Raw genomic sequence first — 23,287 nt, 5'->3', positions numbered from 1 at the left:
CACGCGGGAGAGTAGGTAGCCGCCAACCCCACCTTAAGTCGCCCCACCCTCCGAAAGGACGGTGGGGCGATCGGCGTTTTAAGAAGGAACGGAGGGAGAGGGTTAGGGTGGGTTGCCGGGAATGGGGCCGTATAGTGTTTTTGGTTTATAAAGGTTGCTTGGAAACCTAGTTACCGTTTTTAAGAAAAGGTTACTAAAAAGGTTTTCTAACAACTCGAACCTTTCTCATTTACCTCCCTTTCTGAGAATCTTCTCTTAATTTTCATTCAAGATTTTCCCACGTTTCCTTTTCTGTTCAGATTATCATCTTAGAATTTCTGAACTCCTCTTCTCCCAGACGTTCTTCTGCATCCTTCAACTGTTAGCTTACTGTTTCAACTTTTTAAAAATTAGGGAGTTCATCGGTGTACTGTACCTTTATTTAAGTCTAATTTAAAACCCTCCCTAACATCTGTTCTTCCTCTATTTAAATTTCCCCTTAATCTGGTCCGTTTTAACCTTATATCTACAGGCTCTTATTTTATCTGAAAAAAAACTATTTAAATTACAATAGTAAGGCAACCCTTTTTAGAAATGGAACGTGATGGGTACGCAAAATCGGAATCAGTGATAGGTACGGATAGCAAATTACTTGTAGAGATTGTGCAAGGTTGTTTAGTAAATAACCGGGAAGCACAAAGAAAGCTTTACCAGCATTTCTATGGGTATGCTATGAGTGTCTGTGTCCGATATTCTAAAGATGCCGAAGAAGCCAGAGAAGTTTTGAATGACGGTTTTATGAAGGTTTTTACAAAACTGAAGCAATATGATCAAAACAAGCCCTTTAAAGGTTGGTTGCGCCGCATCATGATTAATACAGCATTGGATAATTACCGCCACAATTTAAAGCATTACCACTCCGCCGATCTTGAAACTGCTCCCCCCGTTGCTGATACCTCTGATGTTGTAAGTGATCTGAATTACGAATACCTCATGGAGCTTATTCAGCAACTGTCTCCCGCTTATAGAACCGTTTTCAATTTATACGTCATTGATGGGTACACCCATGAAGAGATAGCAGAGATGCTAAACATATCCTCCGGAACCTCAAAATCAAACCTTTCCAAAGCACGGGCTAATTTGAGAGAGGTCCTAAAAAAAAATAGAGTAGATGAACTTGAACAATATATCTGACGAAGAACTGGACCGCCTTTTCAAGGCCTCTGCAGACAACTTCGATCCACCTTTTGATCCGGAAGCTTGGGAAGCCATGGACAGGAAGTTGGAACAGGTGCACGTGCGTTCTAAATGGCTCAAGGGTTCAACTCTTCTGCTTTGCTTGATCTTATTTATTGGATTTTTTACCCTTTACCCTTTTGATGAAAAACCTGAGAATGATTTTGTAGTTGTAAATAAAAAAGAAGTAGGGGAACAACCCAACCGTGAAAACGTGCTTCGAGGCCGGAATGAGAAAAACAGGCCTAAAACAGAAATAGCCCCTTCTCAGGCCCAAAACGATGCTAAGGAGAATTCTTCCGTAATAAGTAGCGCTTCTGAAGAGAAAGCTAATAAGGATAAATCTGTTGCGAAAGCTAAGGTTGGCGATGAGACCAATACTATTGAATCAAGCTCTTCCCACCTGAATCGGGAAACAAGGGAAAGGGAGGTACCTAAAAAGGTATTTATTCTTCCTAAACCAAACTCGGGAGTATTAGCTACTAAAAGGAGAGATAAACCATCCACTGTAAAAGACTTTTCTTCGAGTCCTGAGGAAATACAAGGGGAAGGAGCATTTAAGGAAGAATCGAAAGCTGCTATTGTAGATAACCGTACCAGTGTAAGAAATGAACTCTCATTGTTGGAATACAGAGGTGAACTTAGGTTAGAGCCGATGCCGGGAAAAGTTTTGGAACCAGTACTAGTGGCTGTGCACGAAGACAAAATAGTTGAGCACCAGATTAACCCGGAGCAGGGCACTTTCGAAAAAGGGAACAGCGCTGCTTTTATGAGATCCATTCAGTTAGCTGTGGCTGTAGCCCCTGATGTAACTACGGTTAAATTCAGAGACCCTGAGGCTTTGAGTATGAATGCGGGACTGGTGGTAGGATTACCACTTACCAACAGGTTGAGCTTAGTAACCGGAGTAGTTTGGGCAAACAAAGTATATAGTGCCCGGCCCCAAGATTATTATTTTTCTAACGGATATACCTACACCTCTCCCGTAGACGCTACCTGTAAGGTGTTGGACATCCCCATCAACATTCAGTACAAAATAGTAGAATCAGGACGAAACAGTTTTTCAGTTCAGGCCGGGCTTTCTAGTTACATAATGCTCCATGAAGAATACAGTTCAGTTGCTAGTGGCTATGGCTCATACCCTTATCATAAGGAAATAAGTTACCAGAACCAACACTGGTTTAAAGTGCAGAATGTGTCTCTGGTGTATACCAGGGCAATATCACCTTTGTTCTCTCTGGGAATGGAGCCGTTCGTGAAGATTCCTTATGCTGGTATAGGGGATGGAAAAGTGAAGTTAACAAGTGCCGGAGTTTTCTTTACGGCAGGCTATACGATCAAGCTTAAACCATAGAATTATCCAGAATGATCTTCTTAGCAGCACACGTCAAAAGTGCTGGGTGGTATGTTTTTGCCTTTACTTTCCAAACGATTGTGTCACTAAACCTTAACATTAACCTTATGAAAACCAGAGACAAAATTTTCCGGCTGGCTGTGGGCCTATTCTTTACCCTTTCCTTTGTGATGAGCAGTTGCAGCAGCGATGATGACGGAGATCAACCCAGCAATATCGTTCAATTGCAGAATTCTACCCTGACATCAGATCAGGAGGAGGTTCCCAACGGTTCTACCGCTACCGGTACTTTTACAGGAACTTACGACCGGAATACAAAGATCATCACCTACAGCCTTTCCTGGAACGGGATTACCCCAACCAACATGCACTTTCATAAAGGGGAATTGAAAAAATCTGGACCAGTGGTTATTCCTATTGGGCAAGCACCATATACCTCCCCAATTACCAATGCCCAAACCCGAATGCTAACCAATGCCGAAGAAGCCGATATGCTGGCAGGGCTTTGGTACGTGAATGTCCACAGTGCTGCTAATCCGGGCGGTGAAATCAGGGGGCAGGTTAGACCTCAATAATTTTTAACGAATCTGTTCTGGAGTTTTCTGTACCTCTTCTTCTAATATATCCACTAAAAGACCAGTTCTCATGAAAAGGAAATTACATATTCCCCTATTGATCTTCACTTTTTCGGTGGCATTGTTTTCTGCCTGTAAAGACGATAAAGAAGAAGAGATTACACCCAATAACCCCAACAACCCTCAACCGCAGCAGTGTGACACAAATTCTGTGACTTACTCCAGCACCATTTCAGGAATTATCAGCACTAATTGCCTTGCCTGCCACAGTGCTGCCAAGGCCGAAGGAGGGATGATTCTGGATACTTACGCCCGAGTGAAGGCAGTGGCAGACAACGGTAAACTAATAGGCGTGATTACCCATGCTCCTGGCTTTAAGCCCATGCCCAATGGGGGGCCTAAGCTCTCCGACTGTAACATTGCCAAAATCAAGAAATGGGTAGATGCTGGCGCTCCTAACAACTAACTAACTCCTTAGCTATGCTCAAATGCTTACTAGTCATGGGAGCAACTCTCTGGTGGGGGTTGGTGCCGGTTACTGCGCAGTCAAGGTATTACACCAAAACAGGCTATATCTCCTTTTTCTCCAAAGCACCGCTGGAAGACATTGAAGCGAACACCCGGCAGACGGTTTCTTTCCTGGATGTGAAATCCGGAGACATGGTCTTTTCCGTGCCCATGAAATCGTTTCAGTTCAGGAAGTCACTGATGCAGGAGCATTTCAATGAGAATTACGTGGAGTCTGACAAATACCCCAAGGCCACTTTCAAAGGCAAGGTGGTGAACATTCAGAACGTGAACCTTAGCCAGGACAATCTGTACAAGGTGCTCATTGAAGGAGTGCTCACCATCCATGGGGTAGACCGCCCGGTACGCACAGATGGAACCCTGGAGGTAAAGAACAAACAGTTGATCGGGAAATCAACCTTCTCAGTTACGCCGCAGGAATTCAACATAGAGATCCCCTTTCTGGTAAAAGAGCATATTGCCAAGCGCATTGATATAACAGTGAATGTAGTGTATGTCCCTTACGTGGAGAAGAGCCTATGAAAGAAATGAAGATGATCTTTTTGGTGGCTTTTCTCTCCGTTTGGGCTACCACAAGAGCTTGGGCGCAAGACGACCTACTCAAACTGGCGGAAGCCGGAGACAGCACCCGCAACGAAAACGTAAGGGCCACCTTTAAGGCAACCCGCCTTATCAACGGGCATACCGTGGAAACCAATGGTGCCGGTACGCTGCTTTTTCTGATCTCGCACCGGTTTGGCACCCTAAATAGCGGAGCCTATAACTTCTGGGGATTAGACCAGTCTACCATTCGCCTGGCCCTGGAGTATGGCATCACAGACCGGTTCACAATTGGGGCTGGAAGAAGCTCGCTGGAGAAGACCTTTGACGGATTCCTGAAGTACAAAGTCCTGCAACAGAAAACAACGGGCTCGCCCGTGACGGTGACTGCTTTTACCAGCGTAGCCGTGAAAACCCTGGACTGGTCAGATCCTGAAAAAGACTTTGAGTTTGCCCATCGGCTTACCTACAGTCATCAATTGCTGGTTGCCCGTAAGTTTACTGAGCGGCTATCGCTGCAACTGGCTCCTACGGTGGTGCACCGAAACCTGGTGGAAACCGGCCTGGGTGAAACCGATGTGTACGCCGTAGGAGCAGGCGGAAGGTTCAAGCTAACCAAGCGGGTTTCTTTCAATGCAGAATACTTCTACCTGTTACCCGGCGATACCGAAGAAACCTTCAAGAACAGTTTGTCTATGGGTTTTGACATTGAAACCGGCGGCCACGTCTTCCAACTCATGTTCACCAACTCCCTGGGAATGATTGAGAAGTTCTTTATCCCCCGCAATGTGGGAGGCTGGTCAACGGGTGACATCTACTTCGGGTTCAACATCTCACGGGTGTTTAGCCTGGGTAAGGAAAAAGAAAAAAGAGAATGGTAATGTAAAGGTTTACCAAGGAAAGGGCCCCTGATTTTCGGGGGCTTTTTTTTACCCGCTTTTCCCTTTTAAAACCAGCTTTTCGTTTTGGGCTTATTTTAGAAAAGCAGGCCTAAAACCATTCTAATACCTTATCCCACCGATTCTTTTTCCGTTTGCGTTACCGCCGATTTCCCGGTCAGGAAAGCTACCTGAGACCTCAGAGCTTTCCTGCTTTGCGGCAAAAACGGTACCAGCGGAAAAACATGAAACATGTCCTCATACTCCTCAAACTGGACCGGCACATGGGCATCGGTGAGTTTTTGCACAAAGCTGCGACTGTCCCACAGGAAAATCTCAGCTGTCCCGATCTGCAACAGGGTAGGGGGCAGGCCTGCCACCTCACTAAACACCGGGGAGATGAGCGGGTTTCTTGGATCCTGGTTCTGCACGTACTTCCGGGCCGCAGCCTGCACGGAGTCAAATCCCAGGATTATGTCTTTGGGGGCGGTAAGTTGCGAGGCCGGGTTGGTCAGGTTAATGTCCAGCCACGGGGAAAGAAGTAGCAATTTCTGAGGTAGCGGCGCCTGTTGGTTTCTGAGTTGATAGGTAGTGGCTACCGCCAGACCTCCGCCCGCACTGTCGCCCACCAAGGTGTAGTTGGGGGGCAAGTCGCCGGACTTGTGCAGGTAAGAAAGAAAAGCGACGGTATCTTCCAGCGCAGCCGGGAAAGGGTGCTCCGGGGCCATCCGGTAATCAACCACCAAGGCAGCTTGGTTGGTGAGTCTACTCAGCCTAGCGATGTATTTCCATTGCAGTTCAACGGGCCCAAACAGGTAGCCACCACCGTGCAGGTACACCAACACCCCATTCTGCGCCTTCTCCTTATCCAACCAGTAACCCGGAACACCCCGGGCATCCACTTTCTCGAACGCGTGTTTCCTTAGAAGGCTCTTGGGTGGATCAGGGAAATTCTTGATTTTGAAGGCACCTTTAGAGATCCGTTTCCGGATGTACTCCTTCACCCACGTTTTTCTCTTCTTTCCAACCCCGAAAGCCAGAGAGGCCAGCAAGAGGATAGACGCCGCACCGGCTGCTGCTAGGGTGGTTCTTTTTTTCATGCCGATTTACCTGTTTGTTTGAATCTGAATAACGGCCGATGCAGGCGTTGGTTCAGGATGGATGTAAACTAAACCCTTACCCTTTTTAGGGTTACATTTAGGAAAAGGAGCCGAAAACACATTCCCGAAGAAAACCAGTCATCAAAAACAGTCTATTTCTGGGCAGTTTTAGAGAAATAAGGCCGAAAGTAGAAAGCCCTAAGTCCATGAATTTTCTTAAGTTTTTGAAGAATAGTAGTAGCAGGAATTTAGCTATTTGGCGGAATAGGATGGCTGAATAGAACCTTTTCAAAGGGCTAACTTAAAACCCGGAAATCCGGTAATAATACCTAGTGGATAAGATCATCAAGATACTGGAGAAAATTGGGTTGACCTTTCAGATCGCCAAAACGGCTTTCGCGGCCGCTTTGTCCTGGTTTGTAGCCATCAGCTTTTTGCATTCTGAATACCCGTATTTTGCGGCGGTAGCGGCCATTATCACCGTACAGGTTACCGTAGCCGACTCGGTGGAAAAAGCCACCCAGCGAATTGTGGGCATTATTGGAGGGGTTCTGGTGAGCATGTTGCTGGGGCATTGGTTTGAGATTGGGGCCATTTCCATTTTCTTCATCATCCTTATAGGCATGGGCATCGCCAAGGCACTTCGGATGAGTCCGCAGATTATTTCGCAGGTGGCCATCAGTTCTCTTCTGGTTTTGGCGTTCGGCCAGATCAAGGAAGGCTATGCTTTTGAGCGGATCATTGAAACAATCCTGGGTTCAGCCATTGCGGTGGCTATTAACGCCCTGGTGATTCCGCAGAACGCTGTGCCAGAGGTGGAGCGCAGCATCCTTTCGTACAGCAGGTTGTCTGAGGTGACGCTCAATAGCCTAGCCGAATTGCTGGATTCCCTGGGCTCAGGTCGTAAAACCGGGCGCTCAGAAGTAGATACCCTTATCAAAGAAGCTCAAGCCTGCCGGAAAACCCTGGATCTGGCCGAACAAAGCCTGAAATACAACTTCCTGCTGACCCACAAACGAACCCGCCTAAGCCAACTCACCGAAACCATTTTCCAACTGGAAAGCATCACCATCCAAATAAGGGGCATAAGAAGAAGCCTGGCAGACATACAACTGAGCCAGCATCTGCAACCCGAGCAGCTTTACCTGCAGCAACTGAAACAAGCCATGCAGGCCACCGCTCAATGCATCTCGGCCTATGGGCATAGCATTGTAAATGCCACCCATGAAAATCACCTGACACTTGCCGAGGCAATCCGGGAGGCCACAGAAGCGCAGGCCCGCTGCCTGGACAGCCTGCACAGCATCAGCTCCCTGGCCACCCTCCGGGATATTGGAAGCATCCTCACCGACCTGGGCCGCATTGTATCTGAAACCCAGACCCAGCATTTACCACAAGAAAAGGCTGAGACCGCAGATCTGCCAACCCAGACAGTTTGAAGCTCCTTCTATTTTCTAAATTCTTTTAACGATTCTCTTGCCCAGAAGCAATTAAAAACGCCAACGGCGACAAAGAACCTCCCTATTGGGTGCTCTGCCGCTGTTGGCGTTTAAAGGCTAAATTCGTCAAAACAGAAGAAATCCGTAAAGATCTTCTTGCGGTGGAGTTCCTGAGGAAAACTACTTTATTGGTTCACCTTGGGCCTAGTTTTTGATCAGCTTAAATGCTTTCTGTTGGTCACGTTGGGCTACCTTCAGGATATACATCCCTCGGGGAAGTTTATCGCCTAACGTCACCTTGGCGGTAGCGGAGCCTTCCTCCAGCAAAGCGCCGGTGCTGCTGAAAAGCTGGTACGTGAACCGGCCGGTGGTTTCATAGGTAAAGGCTCGCTGGAACGGGTTGGGGTAAACAGAAGCCAACCCGTTTTTCAGCTCATCCTCTATTCCGGTTACGGTTGATTCCTGGGTACAGAAAGGGTAACCTACGTCTGGTCTTCCATTCAGGTATTGTTTCAGCCAAGTAAGGGCCGGGCGGTCCGATCCAGATCCATTTTGAAGTTGGGTATCTTGTTTCCAGGTCTTTCCGGCCTCATATCCCCAGAGGGTGACGCCAGCCACGGCCGGGTGCTCCCAATACACCGGGAATAAAGTCTCGTACCTTGTTTTCTGGACATTGTCATTGCCGGAAATATCCAGCTCGGTGACGTAGATAGGCACGCCGGCATTGTCCATCAGATCCAAAGCGCTTTTCAACTGCGTTGCCGAAAGCGAGTTGATGTTGAATTCATGGGCCTGAGTCCCGAAGCCGTCTATAAGGTTGCGGTCCCGCAGGACTTTGATCACTTCTAATTGCAGGTTTATCGCCGAGGGATCGTTTTCCAGCCCATAGTCGTTCAGGATCAGTTTTGAGTTAGGGAAATACTGCCGGGCTTTGGTGAAAAGCCACACAATCCAGTCGTGCCCCGTGGCGCCGTTTCCGCCCAAACCTTCCCGAAAAGCAGAGGTGGCAGGAGCGTGCGTTCTCAGGTTCTCGTTGAGTACGTCAATCTGGTCAATGCCATTGGGGTATCGGGCCGCTACGGCGGCCATTAATTCCTCCATCTCGGCCTGGAAATCTGCGGGGTTAAGCAGCAGGTTGTTGTTGGCGTTGATGGCCCAGGTGGGAAACTGGCTGCCCCAGGCAAAGACGTGGTACCGGAAGGGGAGATAGTTGTCTTTCGCATGATTATAGGCCACATCGGCTCCCGTCCAGTTCATGTTGTCCCGGGTAGGCTCTAGCACCCCCCATTTGGTGTTGTTTTCGGCGGTGATGCCGTTCCAGAGGTTCATGTAGTTGCCCGGCACACTTCCGGCAATAATGTTGCCCAGGTATTTGCCTTTGCAGGCGCTAAGGCCACGGTTTTGGGCCGGATCGGTGCCCACGGTGACCATCACACCCGCCGAGGTACTGACGGTATTTTGGTTATCGGTGGCTTTGGCGGTAATGGTATAGGTGCCGGTCGTTAAAGGAGCCCATACAAACGAGTAGGTGTTGTTAACGGCCGCCGAGGCTTCTCCTAGTTTGGTGGTACCGTTGAAAAACTCCACTTTGCTGACGGTGCCGTTGGTGAAAGTCCCGCCCAGGTCTGAGGCATACACACGAATGGTCATGGCCTTGCCCTCCTGGAAATAAGCATTGTTATGAGGTGCCGTAATCACACACGACGGAGGGGTATTGTTTTGCCCCTGCACCGAAAGGGTACTTAGCAAAAAGACCAGGAAAAGTGTTGAGAGTAAAGATTTTATCATTCGGTTAGGTTTGGGTAGTTTGTGTTTAAAGATAGGCGGAATACACCTAAAAGAAAAGGTGCCGGAAAGGAGATGGGGTAATTAAAGAAGAGGAAAATCTTTGTTGCCGCTTAGACTGGCAATGAGTTTTAAATAAGAATAAATGGCGGAGATGCCTGGAAACTATTTAGAGGGTGTTTTTCTTAAACTACCCTAAAAACAAGGTCAATTTAATTTCATCATCAGCCTTGTTTTAAAGTAGCTAACTTTGGTTTGAATTACCCTTAAGACACTTGAGCAAGTCGCTCTTCCCAAGGTCAAAACCTTGTTTACAGGGAAAGAAAAGTAACTTTACAAGCGAACCACTTTGCTTTAGAAGAATGTCCTGGGTCCTTTCGCTTACCATCAAAATCCCTGAATAGCAGGTCATTTCTGAAAAACAGGTCCAAAACCCTTGATTGGTTTGAGGCAAAAGGTACTTGTATTTACCATTTGTGAATTCATGTCACTTTTAGGAAAAGATTTGCAGAATTATGATAACTACATGGACCAAAAGGCGTTTATCAAGTTATCACTCATTAGGAGGCTAGCTTTTTAGTTGAAGAAAGAATTCCCAAGAAAGCCTTGCCAGTTCCAGCTCCGGTGATGGTTAGCTCCAAAGAAGGAGGGGCCATAGGATGATAATCGGGAAACAACGTCCACTCTCCTATGTCCTATGATTACCACCGCAGAGATTGCCCCGGCCCCCGTTCTGGCTCCTTTTGTGCGTTGCTACACGTTCAGGGAATTTGACACGAACGGAACCGACCTGCTTAAGCCCTGGCATGCTGCCCATGAGATGAGTATGCCCTTTTTCTTCAAAGCCAAACCGGTGGAGCTGAATAATCCGCAGACCGGGCAAATCCTGAAAGGGGAGAGCAACGGAGGCTTGGTAGGGCTAGGAACCCAGCATAATGGCATTATGACGTTCAAAGGAAATTACGCCTTCTTTGAGATCGTGTTTCGGCCGGTAGGCTTCTTCAAGATTTTCCAACATCCCGGGCTTGAGTTCACCAACCATGTCTTCCACACCGAAGAAGTATTTGACGGGAGCATGGAGTTGTTCTATGAACAGTTATGCTATGCCCAGAACCTGGAGGAAATGGGTGGTTTGGCAGACGTTTTTCTTCTTTCCTTCCTGCGCAAACAGAAATTCGTGGAGTACAAAGACGGAATCACCGCTATCTCAAACCAGATTCTCAAAGAAGGGGGCCAAAGCAATGTGGAACAACTGGCGGCAGCGGCTAACATGAGCAAACGCAATTTTGAACGCCGCTTCACCCAGCAGGTGGGCATGGGGCCTAAGCTTTTCTGCTGTGTGGTGCGGTTCAACCAAGCCCTTACCCAGAAGCTGAGAAACCCCAAAAAAGATTGGACGAACATTGCCCTGGACTGTGGCTATTTTGACCAGATGCACCTCATCAAAGACTTCAAGAAGTTTGCCGGCAGCAGCCCTTCCCTCTTTCTGCAGCAAACGCCCCTCACCAAGGAAACCTATTCCCTCAGGGTAGAAGATTAGCTTAAAATGGCGATTCCTTACTAGTAAAACCTTACTTAGAAGTTTATTTTTGTAAGGAAATCAAGGCCAATTAGGGTTTAAGGGAGTTCTAGCCAAGGCCCACCGGGGAGTACAAACCAATCCCTGAACCAGAAAAGCTTACCTGTTCCTGTTCCTCTTCGGGAGGCCATAAACAGCGAAGTTGATAATGAATCAAAGAATGGAAGGCCGCCATGAAAATGATAAAAAAAAGTTTTACAGGGCTAGGCATCTTTCATTTTAGTGCAGCAGAAATAAAGAAGAGACCCTGTTCTACAGCAGGAGTAACTACCTGAAGAATTAGGTACAGTTGATTGCGGTTAAATAGAGTTTGTTTCCAACATTGGTGGGAAGGTCATTACCCACACCTGATCCCTTTAAGTAGAACTACACACCCAACAGTGTTTTCCTCGCCCCTGTCGCCAACCTTATAAGGCGGCATACGCGTCTTCCCATCTTTGGCAATCCAGACCAAGCAGAAGTGATTTTTCCGTGAGCAGATCGGTTCCAGGTGGTTCAGACTGGAAAAGTGTATCTGGATTTGCTCTTACCTGGTCACCCAGGTCCGCAGAATCTCAAGATTTACTTTGGGGTATGTCTCAGAAGCTAACCATTTCTCAGGAAGGCCCTACCCATCTGAAGTCGAATCCTTGGTCTGCTTTTTCATTCAGTTGTTAAAAACGTGTTTTAAATGCCTTTCCTTATCACCATATAATCATGAAAAAGCTCATCCTTTTTATAACCCTTCTTTCCTTGCCGTTCCTGGCCATGTCCCAGACCAAGACCCAAAAAAGCCCGGCCTCTAAACCCAATAAATGCATTGAAGCCCAGGTGAAGACCGATGACGTTAAAATGTACCGTCAGGCGGGTACTTCCTCTGAGATTGTGGCTACCCTTAAAAAAACCGACCAAGTGTTGTACCACCGGAAACTCAACAACACCTGGGCAGTGGTAACCTTAGACGATAAAGTAGGTTATGTTTTATATGGAGAGCTGACCAATAGAGTTGCCCCGGCCCCCGAAACCCCAGTGGTGGCTCTGCAGAAAAAACGCAAATAACATCCCCCGTCAATTTTTCGGCTGAAACCAGCCGCGTGTCCGTTGATTCGTTTTGATTAGCTCAGTAAAAACAACACCTTTTTTTGTGGAAGAAAGACCCCGGCTATAAGTTGGGGTTTTTCGTTTTAGTGGCGTTTTAAGCAAAAAGGCCCTAAAATGCTAGCGTAATCTTAGCTTAAGATAGGCCGATTATTGCAGGTTTATTCGGTTAAGAAAACAAACTACCCTGCTCAGACACCGGTTCCAGCACCGAGGGTACATCGTTCTTAGGCGAGTTCACGAGCGCAGAAACCGGATAGGCCGTCATCTCCTCGGCGGGGTATGGTCGAAGCAGTTCTGCCAGCCGGTTAACGTCTTCTGACTCCGAGAGCCACAGGTGCTCTTCCTCTGGGTGCAGAATCACCGGCATGCGGTTGTGGATGCCCGCCATGAGTTCATTGGGCTCGGTGGTGATAACAGTGAAGGTGTGCAGTACCTCGCCGGTAGAGGGGTCTACCCATTCATCCCACAGCCCGGCAAAAGTGAAAAGCTGGCCTTCCTTCATGAGAATACGGTAGGGCGTTTTGTCTTTGCCTACTTTCTTCCACTCGTAAAATCCATCGGCGGGCACCAGGCATCTTTTATGGGCCAGCAACCGCTTGAAGGTAGATTTCTCCAGGATGGTCTCGGTGCGGGCGTTGATGGGGCGCAGGCCGTGTTCTTTCTCCTTCGCCCAACTGGGCAACAATCCCCAGGAAAAAAACTGCACCTCGTTGGGGTTTTGGTTGGTGACCACCGGCAACAACTGCGAGGGTGCGGCATTGAAGCGGGGTTCCTGCTGGTACTTGTCCAGGATCTCGGAGACCACACTGGAATGCTGAGTCGCCTTACCTTTTTTCTTCGGGATAACTGAGTAACGTCCGCACATAGAGGTTGGGTTTAGAGTGGGCTGCCGAGGCTTTACGGCTGTTTTCCAGAAATGAGGCAAAAAACGGCACTTGCTGAGGTCCTCTCAAAGATACCTTTCTGGCAAGGGAAAGTAAACCCTTCCCTCATTTTCATGCAGCAAAATAAGAATGAGGAGTAGGGGCGGTTGCTCACTTTTAGAGAATTTAGGTTAAGTTTAACCCATTATACGCGTATCTCATTTCGTATCTACAACAATATAGACAGACATGACCAATAAGGAATATGATTTTGGAATGGTGGGGTTGGGGGTAATGGGCCGGAATTTACTTTTAAACATAGCCGATAACGGTTTCTCGGTGGTGGGGTTGGACCTTGATCCACAGAAAGCTGCCGCCCTGGAGGCCGAGGCAGAAATAGGTAGAAACGTGAAGGGCACCACTTCCATTGAGGAGTTTGTGGATTCCCTGGAGAAGCCACGGGCTTTGATGTTGCTGGTTCCGGCCGGCAAAGCCGTGGACGCGGCCATCGCTAGCCTTGTTCCGTACCTGGAGCCCGGCGACATTGTCATTGACGGGGGTAACTCCTACTTTCCTGATACCAACCGCCGCATTGTAGAACTGGAGGAGAAAGGGCTGCATTTCTTTGGCATGGGCATCTCGGGTGGCGAAAAAGGAGCCCGTTTTGGTCCCAGCATGATGCCCGGCGGCGACCGCCAGGCCTACGAGCGGCTACGCCCCGTGTTTGAGGCCGTGGCAGCCAAAGTAGACGGCGAGCCCTGCGTGGCTTACCTGGGCAACGGCTCTGCGGGCAACTACGTGAAAATGGTGCACAACGGCATAGAATACGGCATCATGCAACTCATCGCGGAGACCTATGACCTCATGAAACGCGGTTTGGGTTACCCTGAAGATGAAATCCAGCGGATGTTTGAGGAATGGAACGGGAGCGAGGTGCAGTCTTTTCTGGTGGAGATTACAAGCCAGATTCTGAAAAAGAAGGACGATGTCACCGGCCAACTCCTGGTGAACCTGATCTCTGACCGGGCGCGCCAAAAAGGAACCGGCAAATGGACTTCCCAAAACGCCATGGACCTACAGGTGCCGCTGCCCACGGTAGACATTGCCGTGACCATGCGTGACATGTCGGCGTACAAAGAGGAGCGGGTTCAGGCGGCCCAAAGCTTGAGTATACCTGCCGCAGAGGAAGGAGAAAACGAGAAATGGTACGTACTGGAAAACGAAATCCGCAATGCTTTCTATTTCGCCATGATCACGACCTACGCCCAGGGGCTGGTGCAACTGCGCGTGGCCTCGGCTACTTATGACTACGATCTGGAGCTGGCCGAAGTAGCCAAGATCTGGCGCGGGGGCTGCATCATCAGGGCAGCTTGTTTGGAAGACATCCGGAAAGCATTTTACCACAACCCAGAACTGCCCAACCTGCTGCTGGACCCTTCCCTCGGGAAGAATTTATTGGATCGGCAGCAAGACATGCGCACCGTGGTGAAAATAGCCATTGACAAAGGTGTTCCGGTACCGGCCATGATGACGGCTCTGGCGTATTTTGATGCCTACCGCAGCGAAGTTCTGCCCACCAACTTGATCCAGGCCCAGCGCGATTATTTCGGGGCGCACACGTACGAGCGCCTTGACCAGCCCGGTACGTTCCATACCCAGTGGGACTAACCCCAAGGGCTATTTAATTTGACGATAGTTTATAAAGCGGTTTTCGGGGCATTTTCAGGAAAAAGGCGCTAAAACGCCTTTCCCAAGAGCCGCAACATAAAGCATACCTATGAAAACAGTGAAGAAAGCAGCGCCCACCATTGTCGTGATCTTTGGGGGAACCGGCGATTTAACCAAACGCAAACTGCTGCCCGCATTCTACAACCTGTTCCTGGCCGGCTATCTCCCCGAGGAGTTCGCCATCATCGGTTTGGGCCGGTCTGAGTACAGTGACCCCAATTACCGCACCCATTTGTACGATGGCTTAACCGAGTTCTCCCGCACAGGCGAGCCACAGAAAGAGAAATGGGAGGCTTTCCACGAGAAAATCACCTACCTCAGGTCTGACATAAACGATGCCGGGGCCTACAAAAAACTAGCCGAGCAACTGGACTCGCTAGACAAAGCCTGGGGCCTGCGCGCCAACCGGTTGTTCTATCTGTCGGTGGCTCCGCAGTTCATTGAGGCGGTCACCGTGAACCTCAAGAACGCCCAGATCGCCGATGACGTGGAGCGGGACCATATTATCGTGGAGAAACCTTTCGGGAAAGACCTGGAAACCGCCCGCAGTTTAAATAAACTACTGACCCAGCATTTCCAGGAAAGCCAGATTCTGAGGATAGACCATTACCTGGGCAAGGAAACCGTGCAGAACATCCTGGCTTTCCGGTTCGCCAATGCGCTTTTTGAACCCCTCTGGAACCGCAACTACATTGACTCGGTGCAGATCAGCGTAGCCGAGGAAGTAGGCGTGGAGGACCGGGGCGGCTATTATGAAGGAGCTGGCGCCCTTCGTGACATGATCCAGAACCACCTACTTCAACTTCTGTGCATGGTAGCCATGGAGCCGCCCGTGTCGTTTGAGGCTGAGGAAATCCGGAACCGCAAAGCCGATGTGCTGCGCGCCATCCGGCCGCTGACGCACGAACAGGTTACCCGCTACGCCGTGAGAGGCCAATACGGACCCGGTTGGCAGCAAGGCAAAAAAGTACCAGGCTACCGCGAGGAGGAAGGCGTCAACCCAGAATCCAACACCGAAACCTACGCTGCCGTGAAATTCTACCTGGATAACTGGCGGTGGCAAGGCGTACCCTTTTATCTGCGCACCGGCAAACGCATGCAGGAGAAAACCTCCAATATCACGGTCCAATTCCGGCCGGTGCCGCACTCCACGTTCTCCAGTTCCATGTCTGAAAACCTGCTGCCCAACCGGTTGACCATCAACATTCAACCGCAGATGGACATCCGGTTACGGTTTACGGCCAAGCGCACGGGCCTGGAAATGGAGCTGACTCCCGCCGAAATGGTGTTTGACTACGACAACTGCTCCACCCAAACTCCGGAAGCCTACGAAACGCTGCTGCTGGATGCCTTGCAGGGCGATGCTACGCTGTTCATGCGCTCAGATCAGGTAGAGGCCGCCTGGGAGGTCATCACGCCTATCCTGGAAACCTGGGAATCGCGTCCGTCCTTGGAGTTCCCTAATTACCCGGCGGGTATGTGGGGGCCCGAGAACGCCGAGGCCTTGATTGCCCGCGAAGGTCATACCTGGGCGGTGTCAAATTTCTACAACGGCCAGAAAAAAGGCAGCTAAACAAAACGAATGATCCAGGTTTATAAAACTCCAGCTGAGCTCAGCCGGGCAGCAGTTGAAATTTTCGTGCACACGGCGAACGAAGCGGTGCAGGAGCACGGCCGGTTTACCGTGGCTTTGACGGGTGGCTCTTCGCCGGAACAGCTGTACAAACTGCTGGCTAAACCTCCGTACCGGGATCTGGTGCCTTGGGCGGAGACCTATGTTTTCTGGGGCGATGAACGCTGGGTGCCCCTCACCGATGAACGCAGTAACGCCAAAATGGCCTTCGATACGCTGCTGCACCACGTGCCCATTTCCAAAAGCCACATCTTCACCATGTGGGGAGAGGAAACCCCCGAGGCTTTTGCGGCCATTTACGAAAAACGGCTCCTAAACCACTTCCACGGATCTACTCCCAAGTTCGACCTGATCCTGCTGGGCATGGGCGATGACGGCCACACGGCTTCGCTTTTCCCAGGCACTGCCGTGCTGCAGGAAACCGAGAAATGGGTAGAGGCTTATTACCTGGAGCCCCAGTCTATGTACCGCATCACGTTGACGGCCCCTTGCCTCAACCAGGCCAAAAAGATCGTGTTCATGACCTATGGCCAGAAGAAAGCCAAAGCCCTGCAAGAAGTCCTGGAAGGCGACAGAAACCCCGAGATGTACCCCTCTCAACTGATTCATCCGCACCAGGGTGAAACCACCTGGCTCGTAGATGAAGCGGCAGCCAGCCTGTTATCTAAAAAATCCTGAGAAAGGGGTTTTTAATTGTCTGAAAAAGAAACTGAAACCAGGAAAAACCATTTGGCTGTAGCAGGTCCTTTCAAGCAATTGAAAGGACCTGCTTTTTAGTTTCCTTATGACTGAGTACCGAAATAGAGGGGGGAAATCCTGCACATCAAGCTTTTGCACCAAGAAGTAAGGCTTTTTTCTAGTTAGATTCAGGGATAAGTGGTAATTTGTGTTATTTAAGGTCTCATTTGTATAAATGTAGCAAAAGCTCTTCATTTAGTGATTTATATCAACGAGTGATGCTTCCTATTTCTAAATAGGCCTGGTGTATGGTACCAGCAACTGAAAATAATTTGGGTATGAACATTCAAGCCCCGGAGAGAGTCTATAAAGATTTCTTTGAGTATGCTCCTCAACCCGGCTTCATTCTGGATCATCGGAACCTACTTACCGAGATCAACCGGTCCGCCAGGGATTTGTTTGGGTTTTCTGAAAACGAGGTCCTAAATACGCCCTGGCTTAAATTGGTGGAGGCAGAGGAGATCCATCCTGCAACTTTATGGCAAGACCTTCAGGACAAAGGGCAGGTACAGCTCCAACTCCAGGGGATCAAAAAAGACGGCCAGCGTTTCTTAGGTAATTTCTCCTTCACCCGGGTAGAGGACCAGGAGCAAGTGTTGGTTTTTTGTACCATCATTCCGGTAGTAGTTTCCACCTTGGGAGGAGAGTCAGATCCTTCTTCAGGCGACCTTACGGAAAATACCTGGGGCAACAACCCTAGCCAGGATAAGCTGACCATTCAGATGCTCACCCGAATCTATGATAACCTCAGCGAAGTCATTTTTATGTTTGATGTCCAGGGAAAGGGCGTTTACAGGTTTGAGTCGGTGAACAGTTCTTTTCTGAAGGTGACGGGCCTGAAGAAAGAGCAAGTGGTAGGCCAATTGGTAGAGGACGTAATCCCGGAGCCATCCCTCACCCTGGTAAGAAGTAAATATGCCCTGGCCATCAGATCCGGGGAAACCATTTGGTGGGAGGAGATAACCCCGTACCCTACGGGCGTGAAAACCGGCTTGGTGAAAGTGACCCCTTTGTATAACGAGCAGCGGGTCTGCACCAAACTGTTGGGATCGGTAACTGATATTACGGGCATCAGGGAAGCCGAAAAACAACTGGAGATCAGCAATGAACGGTATGCCTTGGCCGCCAAAGCAACCAATGATGCTCTTTATGATTGGAACATCACCACCGATGTCATGCATTGGGGCGAAGGGTTTGAAAAGCTTTTCGGTTTTACCCAAGCCGAGATAAAACCCAACCTGGCGTTTTGGGACAGCCTGCTGCACCCCGAGGATAAGGCAGCAGTACGTGAGTCTCTGGCCAACTGCCTTAAAGATGGTACCCAGAACCAGTGGGAAATGGAATACCGTTTAAGGCGGGCCAATGGTTCTTACGCGTACGTGGTGGAACAGGGATTTATTCTGCGCGATGTAAATAAGAAAGCCACCCGAATGGTGGGCGCCCTGAAAGACCTTACCGCCCGCAAAGAACACGAAGCCGAGCGCGAACTTCTCATCACGCACCTTACGCAGAGAAACACAGATCTGGAGCAATTTTCCTTTATCACTTCGCATAACCTGCGTGCACCCGTCTCCAATCTGTTGGGGTTAATCGACTTATTGGACTCAGAATCGGCTGGGAAGCCGCAGAACCGCTTTGTGTTAGACCAGATTAAGGAATCTACCCATCAGTTGAACCACATTGTGAACGACCTGTCAGATATTCTGGTCCTTAAAAGCAATCTGGAGGTGGAAACCCAACAGGTAAGCATCCGAGAGACTTTTCAGGAGGTAACCCAAACCATACAGCACCAACTCACCAAAGTTGCCGCCACCGTGCAGACCGATTTTTCGGGCGGAGAAAAAATCTGCTTTTCGCCAGACTACCTGCGCAGTATCTTACTCAACCTGCTCTCCAATTCCATCAAATTCCGGTCACCCAGCAGGCCTTTGCAAGTGACCCTGAAAACAGAACTCACGGAGACCGGGCTTAACCTCTACTTTACAGACAACGGCCAGGGGATTGACCTGAAGCGCTATGGCCACAAGATCTTTCTATACCAAAGGTTCCAGGCTAAACAAGACAACAAAGGCATCGGTTTATTTATGATCCAGGAACAGTTGAAAGCCATGGGTGGCAACATCTCCGTGCAAAGCGAAGTAGACCAGGGCACCACCTTCATCCTGCACTTCAAAGCGCCTGTTGCTACCTGATGTCGTTTACCAAAGGTGGAAGATGGACACAGGGGACATCCATTTTAAGCCTCATTTCTGAAAAGTAGGCCTAAAAAGCATATTTAATTTCGACTAATCTTAACTCCGTTTATTCTGAAGACTTCAAAACAGCAAAGCCGGAGCAATCCGGCTTTGCTGTTGCTGTATAAGGAAAAGCAATCACCCCACCTGCTTTAGCTAACAACATCCGTTGCTTCTTGAGATAAGTCAAACCCTTCAGGTAAGGCTCAGGACGGTTCAGATCCAATTTCTGACACTTGAGGAAAATAGACTTTCAAGGCAGAAGGAAGCCTCTTATCTTTCTTCTATCCTCTCCAGATAACACTTTGAGTGACTGGAAGAACCGTCTTTAATTCAACCTTAAACCAGAAAAAGCAGATGATCAATACCCAACTTGTTGACAGCCTTTTATTGGTGGTAACCGTTTTGGCAAGCCTGATTTTTACTTATCTAGTTTCCAGAAAACGGATTCTAGATTTCAGAAGTAAGGTACTTACTTTCCTTATGGCGTTTCTAGCCCAATATACCCTGCTCAACATCTGCGCGCATCTAATTGCGGTGACCGCCGTTGCGATGATCAAGGCAAAGGCGGGTACTTTTGTGTATGACATGAGATTCTACACCCTTATTCAATTTGGGGTGCTGCTAGCCCTTATCAACGGGTATTTGGTTGCCGGAGTGAAGCGCGTCTGCCTGGGGAAGGAGCTTGTCCTGAGTAACATGGTAAAAGCCTGTCTGCTGCAGATCTTCATCAGTGTGCCTTTGTTTCCGTTCAACCCGCTCAGCTTGCTGCCCGGAGTGGCTTCCATCTTTCTGATGGTTTTGTTAATCATTACCCACAGGAGGAAAACCTTTGCCTTACCCTCTGAATCAAAAGAGATTTTGCCAAAGTTATCAATCACGCAGTTAGCTTAAAACCTGTTTTAAATTCCCCTTTTAAACCCGAATTAGCCAAACTTCCCTTAAATTAAGAGGTGCGTTTTAGTCTTTAAGGAAGGTACTCCATGTTGAAGCTGCATGATACCAGGCTGCGGGTAGCAGGAATGCTGATCCAGAACCTTATTCTCTTTCTGTTCTTCTACCTGCAACGGGTCTTGAAAGGGGAGGAGCCCTTGTGGAAAGTACTGGCGTGGCAACTGGTGTTCACCTTTGTGATCTGGGAGGGCACGCGGTTGGCTATTCGGGTTTCCCGTTCCAGATTTGAGGGGCTCCAACGGCTGGCACCACGGCTTCTGTTACTGGCTTTTCTGTTGGTTGTTTTCTCAGTGGCGGTAGGGTGCTGGCATGTCTGGGTGGAAGGTCTTATAGGCTTCTGGAAACCAGAGGAGCTGAATCTGTACAGCTATTTGTACAGCATAGGCATGACCTTGTTTTTCTGCCAGTTGATTGCCATCGCCTATGAATCTACCTATTACCTCAGCCAATGGAAAGAGTCGGTGAGGCTGGCCGAGGAGCTGAAGAAACGGAATCTGCAAAGCCAACTGGAGTCGTTGAAAAACCAGGTAAGTCCGCACTTTCTGTTTAACAGCCTCAATTCCCTTTCTGGCCTCATTGAGGAAGACCCAAAACGAGCCCTTCGGTTTGTAGATGAATTAGCCCTTATTTACCGATATCTGCTGCAAAGCAATGAAAAGGAGCTGATCACTTTAAATCAGGAAATTGAGTTTATCGAAGCTTATTTCTACCTACTCAAAACAAGGTTTGAAGAAGGGGTGAGTTTATCCATTGATGTTTTACCAGAGTTAAGGGCCTGTCTTTTGCCGCCGCTTACGCTGCAGATTCTGGTAGAAAATGCTGTAAAACACAATGTCATCTCCGAGGCTACTCCCCTGCACATCAGGATTTACGCAAATGACTTGCAGCACCTGGTGGTTGAAAATAACCTTCAGAAGCGAAAGTCCTCGGTGGCTTCCAATAAGATGGGTTTGGTGAACGTAGCGGCCAAGTATCATCTGCTAAACCAGTCTGAGATTGCCATTCAGGAAACCGATGCTCTTTTCCAGATACAAATCCCTTTGATAAGCCCCAGGCAATATGCGCATTTTGATCGTTGAAGACGAAGCCCTTGCTGCCCGCCGGCTGCGGAAGATGGTAGAAGCCCTGGAACCTACCAGCAGGGTAGAGGCTATGCTGGAAAGTGTCTCGGCCACCGTGCAATGGTTCAGGACGAATCCAGCCCCAGATTTGCTGCTGTTGGATATTGAACTCGCCGATGGCCAAAGCTTTGATGTATTCTCTCAGGTAGAGGTGACTTGCCCCATTATTTTTACCACCGCCTATGATGAACATGCCATTCGGGCGTTCCGGCTCAACAGCGTGGACTACTTGTTAAAGCCCATCCAAGAAAAAGAACTGCAACGGAGTCTGCAAAAGCTGAAGGACATGAAAAGGGTGTTCTCGGGCAAGGCAGCGTTTCCAATGAACATAGAAGCCTTGCTCCAGGGATTGAATGAGCAGCGCACCCAACCTACAGACCTCTACCGCGACCGGATTCTGGTAAAGCAAGGCCACCGCATGTTTCCGGTGACTAGTAGCGAGGTGGCGTACTTTTTCACCAAAGAGAAAATCAACTTCCTCCAGACCAAAGACGATCGACGCTATCAAGTTGATTTCTCCATGGAGGAACTGGAAAAATCTCTCAACCCAAAAGACTTTTTCCGGGCCAATCGCCAATACATCGTGAACTATTCCGCCGTCTCCAAAGTAAGTCAGGAGGTAAACGCCAAACTGAAGATAAACCTCTCGCCAACCTCAGAGGAAGAAGTCATCATAAGTAGGGAGAAAGCCATGGAGTTCAGGCATTGGTTAGGGGAGTAGCTTCTTTCTTAAAGCGGTTTTCTTTAATTTGGCTTACCGGAGGTTTTTTGCATTTTAAGGCCGCTAGCCCAAAACCAGATGAAAAGAATCCATTTATTTGAGTTCGAGGATTTCCCTTGGTTTCCTGATTGGCTTAGAATTAGTCTTACCCGGTTGATAGTGGTCATGCACCGGGTTCTGGGCACAAGGGAAGATATTGCAACCCTCCTCCATAAAGTTCTTCCTTCATCGGCTAAACCATCCATTATTGACTTGTGCTCCGGAAGCGGGGGACCCATGATGCAAGTGTTTGAAACCCTGCGGGAAGAACCTCACCTGAAAGGCCTTACCTTAACCCTTACAGATTTATACCCCAATCAGAAATTAGCCCACAAAATCAACCAAAGCCCCACTGGTAATATCTCCTATTTAACGTCTCCGGTAGATGCTACTCACTTGCCCTCTGATTTGGTAGGCGTGAGAACCATGGTATGCAGTTTTCACCACATGAGACCAGAACCGGCCCGGAAGATTTTACAAAATGCTTTTAACCAGCGCCAGCCCATCTGCATCTATGAAATCAGTGACAACAGTTATCCTTCTTCGTTGTGGTGGATAGCCTTGCCTTTCAATTTCCTCACACCCTTCTTCATTACTCCCCTGGTGCGACCTTTAAGCTGGAAACAACTCGTATTTACCTACCTTATTCCCATAATTCCTTTCTTCTTTGCCTGGGATGGGGCAGTATCCAATGCCCGTACCTACACCCTGAACGATTTAGATAGTTTACTGAAAGGGTTGGAGGCTGAAGACTACGTCTGGGAGAAAGGTATTCTTCAGGGAAAATCTAAAAAGATATACCTCCTGGGTATGGCTCTCGCTAAGTAACCTTGGGTGTCACTTTCAAAAACAACAAGATACCTTTAAAAATAGCTTTAGACAGAAATTGAAGGAATTGGAACACACTCTTTCTTACATTCCCGAGGTTTATTGACACCCATTTACTTTATGATCCAACCAATTAGGGAAATTATCTCAAAGTTTAAGAGGCATATCCGTAAGATGTTTTCAGCTTAAAATGGATAAAACAGCCTTAAATCTCCCTCCTCATTTTCCTTCCGGTTTCCCTTCAAATACCATTTAGTTTGCTTCTTCCGAAAGAAAGGGAGCATTTCCCTTTCCACCTAAGCCTGTTTTTAGGGAGAAGAGGCCAGGCAGGTTAACCTGCTACCTTCCAGAAGTA

Annotated in this window: 21 protein-coding genes; 17 read left to right on the top strand and 4 right to left on the bottom strand. The window is 48.6% G+C overall.

All coding sequences use genetic code 11. The features are described from left to right. Positions 1 to 573 precede the first annotated feature (573 nt). The 6 genes from EFB08_RS21660 (at position 574) to EFB08_RS21635 (ending at position 5,093) form a co-directional block, all read left to right on the top strand. Positions 574 to 1,173, top strand: coding sequence for an RNA polymerase sigma factor (locus EFB08_RS21660; protein WP_123129061.1), 600 nt, complete (start codon positions 574 to 576; stop codon positions 1,171 to 1,173). Continuing rightward, positions 1,151 to 2,569, top strand: a complete 1,419-nt coding sequence (locus tag EFB08_RS21655) for a porin family protein (RefSeq protein WP_123129060.1) — start codon at positions 1,151 to 1,153, stop codon at positions 2,567 to 2,569. Before EFB08_RS21660 ends, EFB08_RS21655 begins: the two co-directional genes overlap by 23 nt. A 107-nt stretch (positions 2,570 to 2,676) precedes the next feature. After that, positions 2,677 to 3,144, top strand: a complete 468-nt coding sequence (locus EFB08_RS21650; protein ID WP_165864994.1) for a CHRD domain-containing protein — start codon at positions 2,677 to 2,679, stop codon at positions 3,142 to 3,144. Positions 3,145 to 3,214: 70 nt separating this feature from the next. Next, on the top strand, positions 3,215 to 3,610 hold the full coding sequence (locus tag EFB08_RS21645) for a hypothetical protein (protein ID WP_125077831.1): 396 nt from the start codon (positions 3,215 to 3,217) through the stop codon (positions 3,608 to 3,610). A 35-nt stretch (positions 3,611 to 3,645) separates the two neighbouring features. After that, positions 3,646 to 4,194: a YceI family protein gene (locus tag EFB08_RS21640; protein WP_123129057.1), complete on the top strand. Its 549-nt coding sequence runs from the start codon at positions 3,646 to 3,648 to the stop codon at positions 4,192 to 4,194. Continuing rightward, positions 4,191 to 5,093: a DUF5777 family beta-barrel protein gene (locus EFB08_RS21635; protein WP_227006432.1), complete on the top strand. Its 903-nt coding sequence runs from the start codon at positions 4,191 to 4,193 to the stop codon at positions 5,091 to 5,093. Before EFB08_RS21640 ends, EFB08_RS21635 begins: the two co-directional genes overlap by 4 nt. A gap of 128 nt (positions 5,094 to 5,221) precedes the next feature. Here the strand turns inward: EFB08_RS21635 and EFB08_RS21630 are convergent, their stop codons facing one another. Further along, positions 5,222 to 6,190: an alpha/beta hydrolase gene (locus tag EFB08_RS21630; RefSeq protein WP_123129056.1), complete on the bottom strand. Its 969-nt coding sequence runs from the start codon at positions 6,188 to 6,190 to the stop codon at positions 5,222 to 5,224. Positions 6,191 to 6,522: 332 nt separating this feature from the next. Here EFB08_RS21630 and EFB08_RS21625 point away from each other — a divergent pair, with 332 nt between their 5' ends. Then, positions 6,523 to 7,629 carry an FUSC family protein gene (locus tag EFB08_RS21625; RefSeq protein ID WP_123129055.1) on the top strand — a complete coding sequence of 369 codons (1,107 nt, stop codon included), beginning with the start codon at positions 6,523 to 6,525 and terminating at the stop codon, positions 7,627 to 7,629. Positions 7,630 to 7,833: 204 nt separating this feature from the next. On the opposite strand, the gene EFB08_RS21620 is transcribed toward EFB08_RS21625, so the two are convergent. After that, a complete protein-coding gene (locus EFB08_RS21620) occupies positions 7,834 to 9,417 on the bottom strand; it encodes an endo-1,4-beta-xylanase (protein WP_123129054.1) in 1,584 nt (527 codons plus the stop codon). A 694-nt stretch (positions 9,418 to 10,111) separates the two neighbouring features. Here EFB08_RS21620 and EFB08_RS21615 point away from each other — a divergent pair. Together EFB08_RS21615 and EFB08_RS21610 are read left to right on the top strand one after the other, a co-directional pair. Continuing rightward, positions 10,112 to 10,954, top strand: a complete 843-nt coding sequence (locus EFB08_RS21615; protein ID WP_123129053.1) for a helix-turn-helix domain-containing protein — start codon at positions 10,112 to 10,114, stop codon at positions 10,952 to 10,954. A gap of 735 nt (positions 10,955 to 11,689) precedes the next feature. Continuing rightward, positions 11,690 to 12,031: an SH3 domain-containing protein gene (locus EFB08_RS21610; RefSeq protein WP_123129052.1), complete on the top strand. Its 342-nt coding sequence runs from the start codon at positions 11,690 to 11,692 to the stop codon at positions 12,029 to 12,031. Positions 12,032 to 12,239: 208 nt separating this feature from the next. Here EFB08_RS21610 and EFB08_RS21605 read toward each other — a convergent pair whose 3' ends face one another. Then, positions 12,240 to 12,938, bottom strand: a complete 699-nt coding sequence (locus tag EFB08_RS21605) for an SOS response-associated peptidase (protein WP_123129051.1) — start codon at positions 12,936 to 12,938, stop codon at positions 12,240 to 12,242. A 247-nt stretch (positions 12,939 to 13,185) separates the two neighbouring features. On the opposite strand from EFB08_RS21605, the gene gndA reads away from it, so the two are divergent. The 4 genes from gndA to EFB08_RS21585 all read left to right on the top strand — a co-directional run bounded on the left by gndA (position 13,186) and on the right by EFB08_RS21585 (position 19,227). Continuing rightward, positions 13,186 to 14,604 (top strand): NADP-dependent phosphogluconate dehydrogenase, encoded by a 1,419-nt coding sequence (gene gndA, locus EFB08_RS21600; RefSeq protein WP_123129050.1) that lies wholly within the window; start codon positions 13,186 to 13,188, stop codon positions 14,602 to 14,604. A 109-nt stretch (positions 14,605 to 14,713) separates the two neighbouring features. Then, positions 14,714 to 16,237: a glucose-6-phosphate dehydrogenase gene (zwf, locus tag EFB08_RS21595; RefSeq protein WP_123129049.1), complete on the top strand. Its 1,524-nt coding sequence runs from the start codon at positions 14,714 to 14,716 to the stop codon at positions 16,235 to 16,237. A gap of 9 nt (positions 16,238 to 16,246) precedes the next feature. Next, positions 16,247 to 16,975, top strand: coding sequence for a 6-phosphogluconolactonase (gene pgl / locus EFB08_RS21590; RefSeq protein WP_123129048.1), 729 nt, complete (start codon positions 16,247 to 16,249; stop codon positions 16,973 to 16,975). 338 nt (positions 16,976 to 17,313) lie between these two features. Beyond that, positions 17,314 to 19,227, top strand: coding sequence for a PAS domain-containing sensor histidine kinase (locus EFB08_RS21585; RefSeq protein ID WP_165864993.1), 1,914 nt, complete (start codon positions 17,314 to 17,316; stop codon positions 19,225 to 19,227). A gap of 109 nt (positions 19,228 to 19,336) precedes the next feature. Here the strand turns inward: EFB08_RS21585 and EFB08_RS23645 are convergent, their stop codons facing one another. Beyond that, complete coding sequence (locus EFB08_RS23645) at positions 19,337 to 19,495, bottom strand: hypothetical protein (RefSeq protein WP_165864992.1); 159 nt, start codon at positions 19,493 to 19,495, stop codon at positions 19,337 to 19,339. 131 nt (positions 19,496 to 19,626) lie between these two features. Here EFB08_RS23645 and EFB08_RS21580 point away from each other — a divergent pair, with 131 nt between their 5' ends. From EFB08_RS21580 to EFB08_RS21565, 4 genes are all read left to right on the top strand, one after another. Further along, positions 19,627 to 20,163: a hypothetical protein gene (locus tag EFB08_RS21580; protein ID WP_123129046.1), complete on the top strand. Its 537-nt coding sequence runs from the start codon at positions 19,627 to 19,629 to the stop codon at positions 20,161 to 20,163. Positions 20,164 to 20,252: 89 nt separating this feature from the next. Continuing rightward, the gene (locus EFB08_RS21575) at positions 20,253 to 21,302 is read left to right on the top strand and encodes a sensor histidine kinase (protein WP_123129045.1); all 1,050 of its coding nucleotides are present in this window, start codon (positions 20,253 to 20,255) and stop codon (positions 21,300 to 21,302) included. Beyond that, positions 21,283 to 22,065, top strand: coding sequence for a LytR/AlgR family response regulator transcription factor (locus tag EFB08_RS21570; RefSeq protein ID WP_123129044.1), 783 nt, complete (start codon positions 21,283 to 21,285; stop codon positions 22,063 to 22,065). The genes EFB08_RS21575 and EFB08_RS21570 overlap by 20 nt, the downstream gene beginning before the upstream one ends. A 78-nt stretch (positions 22,066 to 22,143) precedes the next feature. Beyond that, positions 22,144 to 22,932 carry a class I SAM-dependent methyltransferase gene (locus EFB08_RS21565; RefSeq protein WP_123129043.1) on the top strand — a complete coding sequence of 263 codons (789 nt, stop codon included), beginning with the start codon at positions 22,144 to 22,146 and terminating at the stop codon, positions 22,930 to 22,932. Positions 22,933 to 23,287 lie beyond the last annotated feature (355 nt).

The organism is Rufibacter latericius (assembly GCF_003721515.1).
GTDB lineage: Bacteria > Bacteroidota > Bacteroidia > Cytophagales > Hymenobacteraceae > Nibribacter > Nibribacter latericius.
The sequence above is the reverse complement of the archived record's forward strand: the minus strand, read 5'-3'. Positions and strand labels throughout refer to the sequence as shown.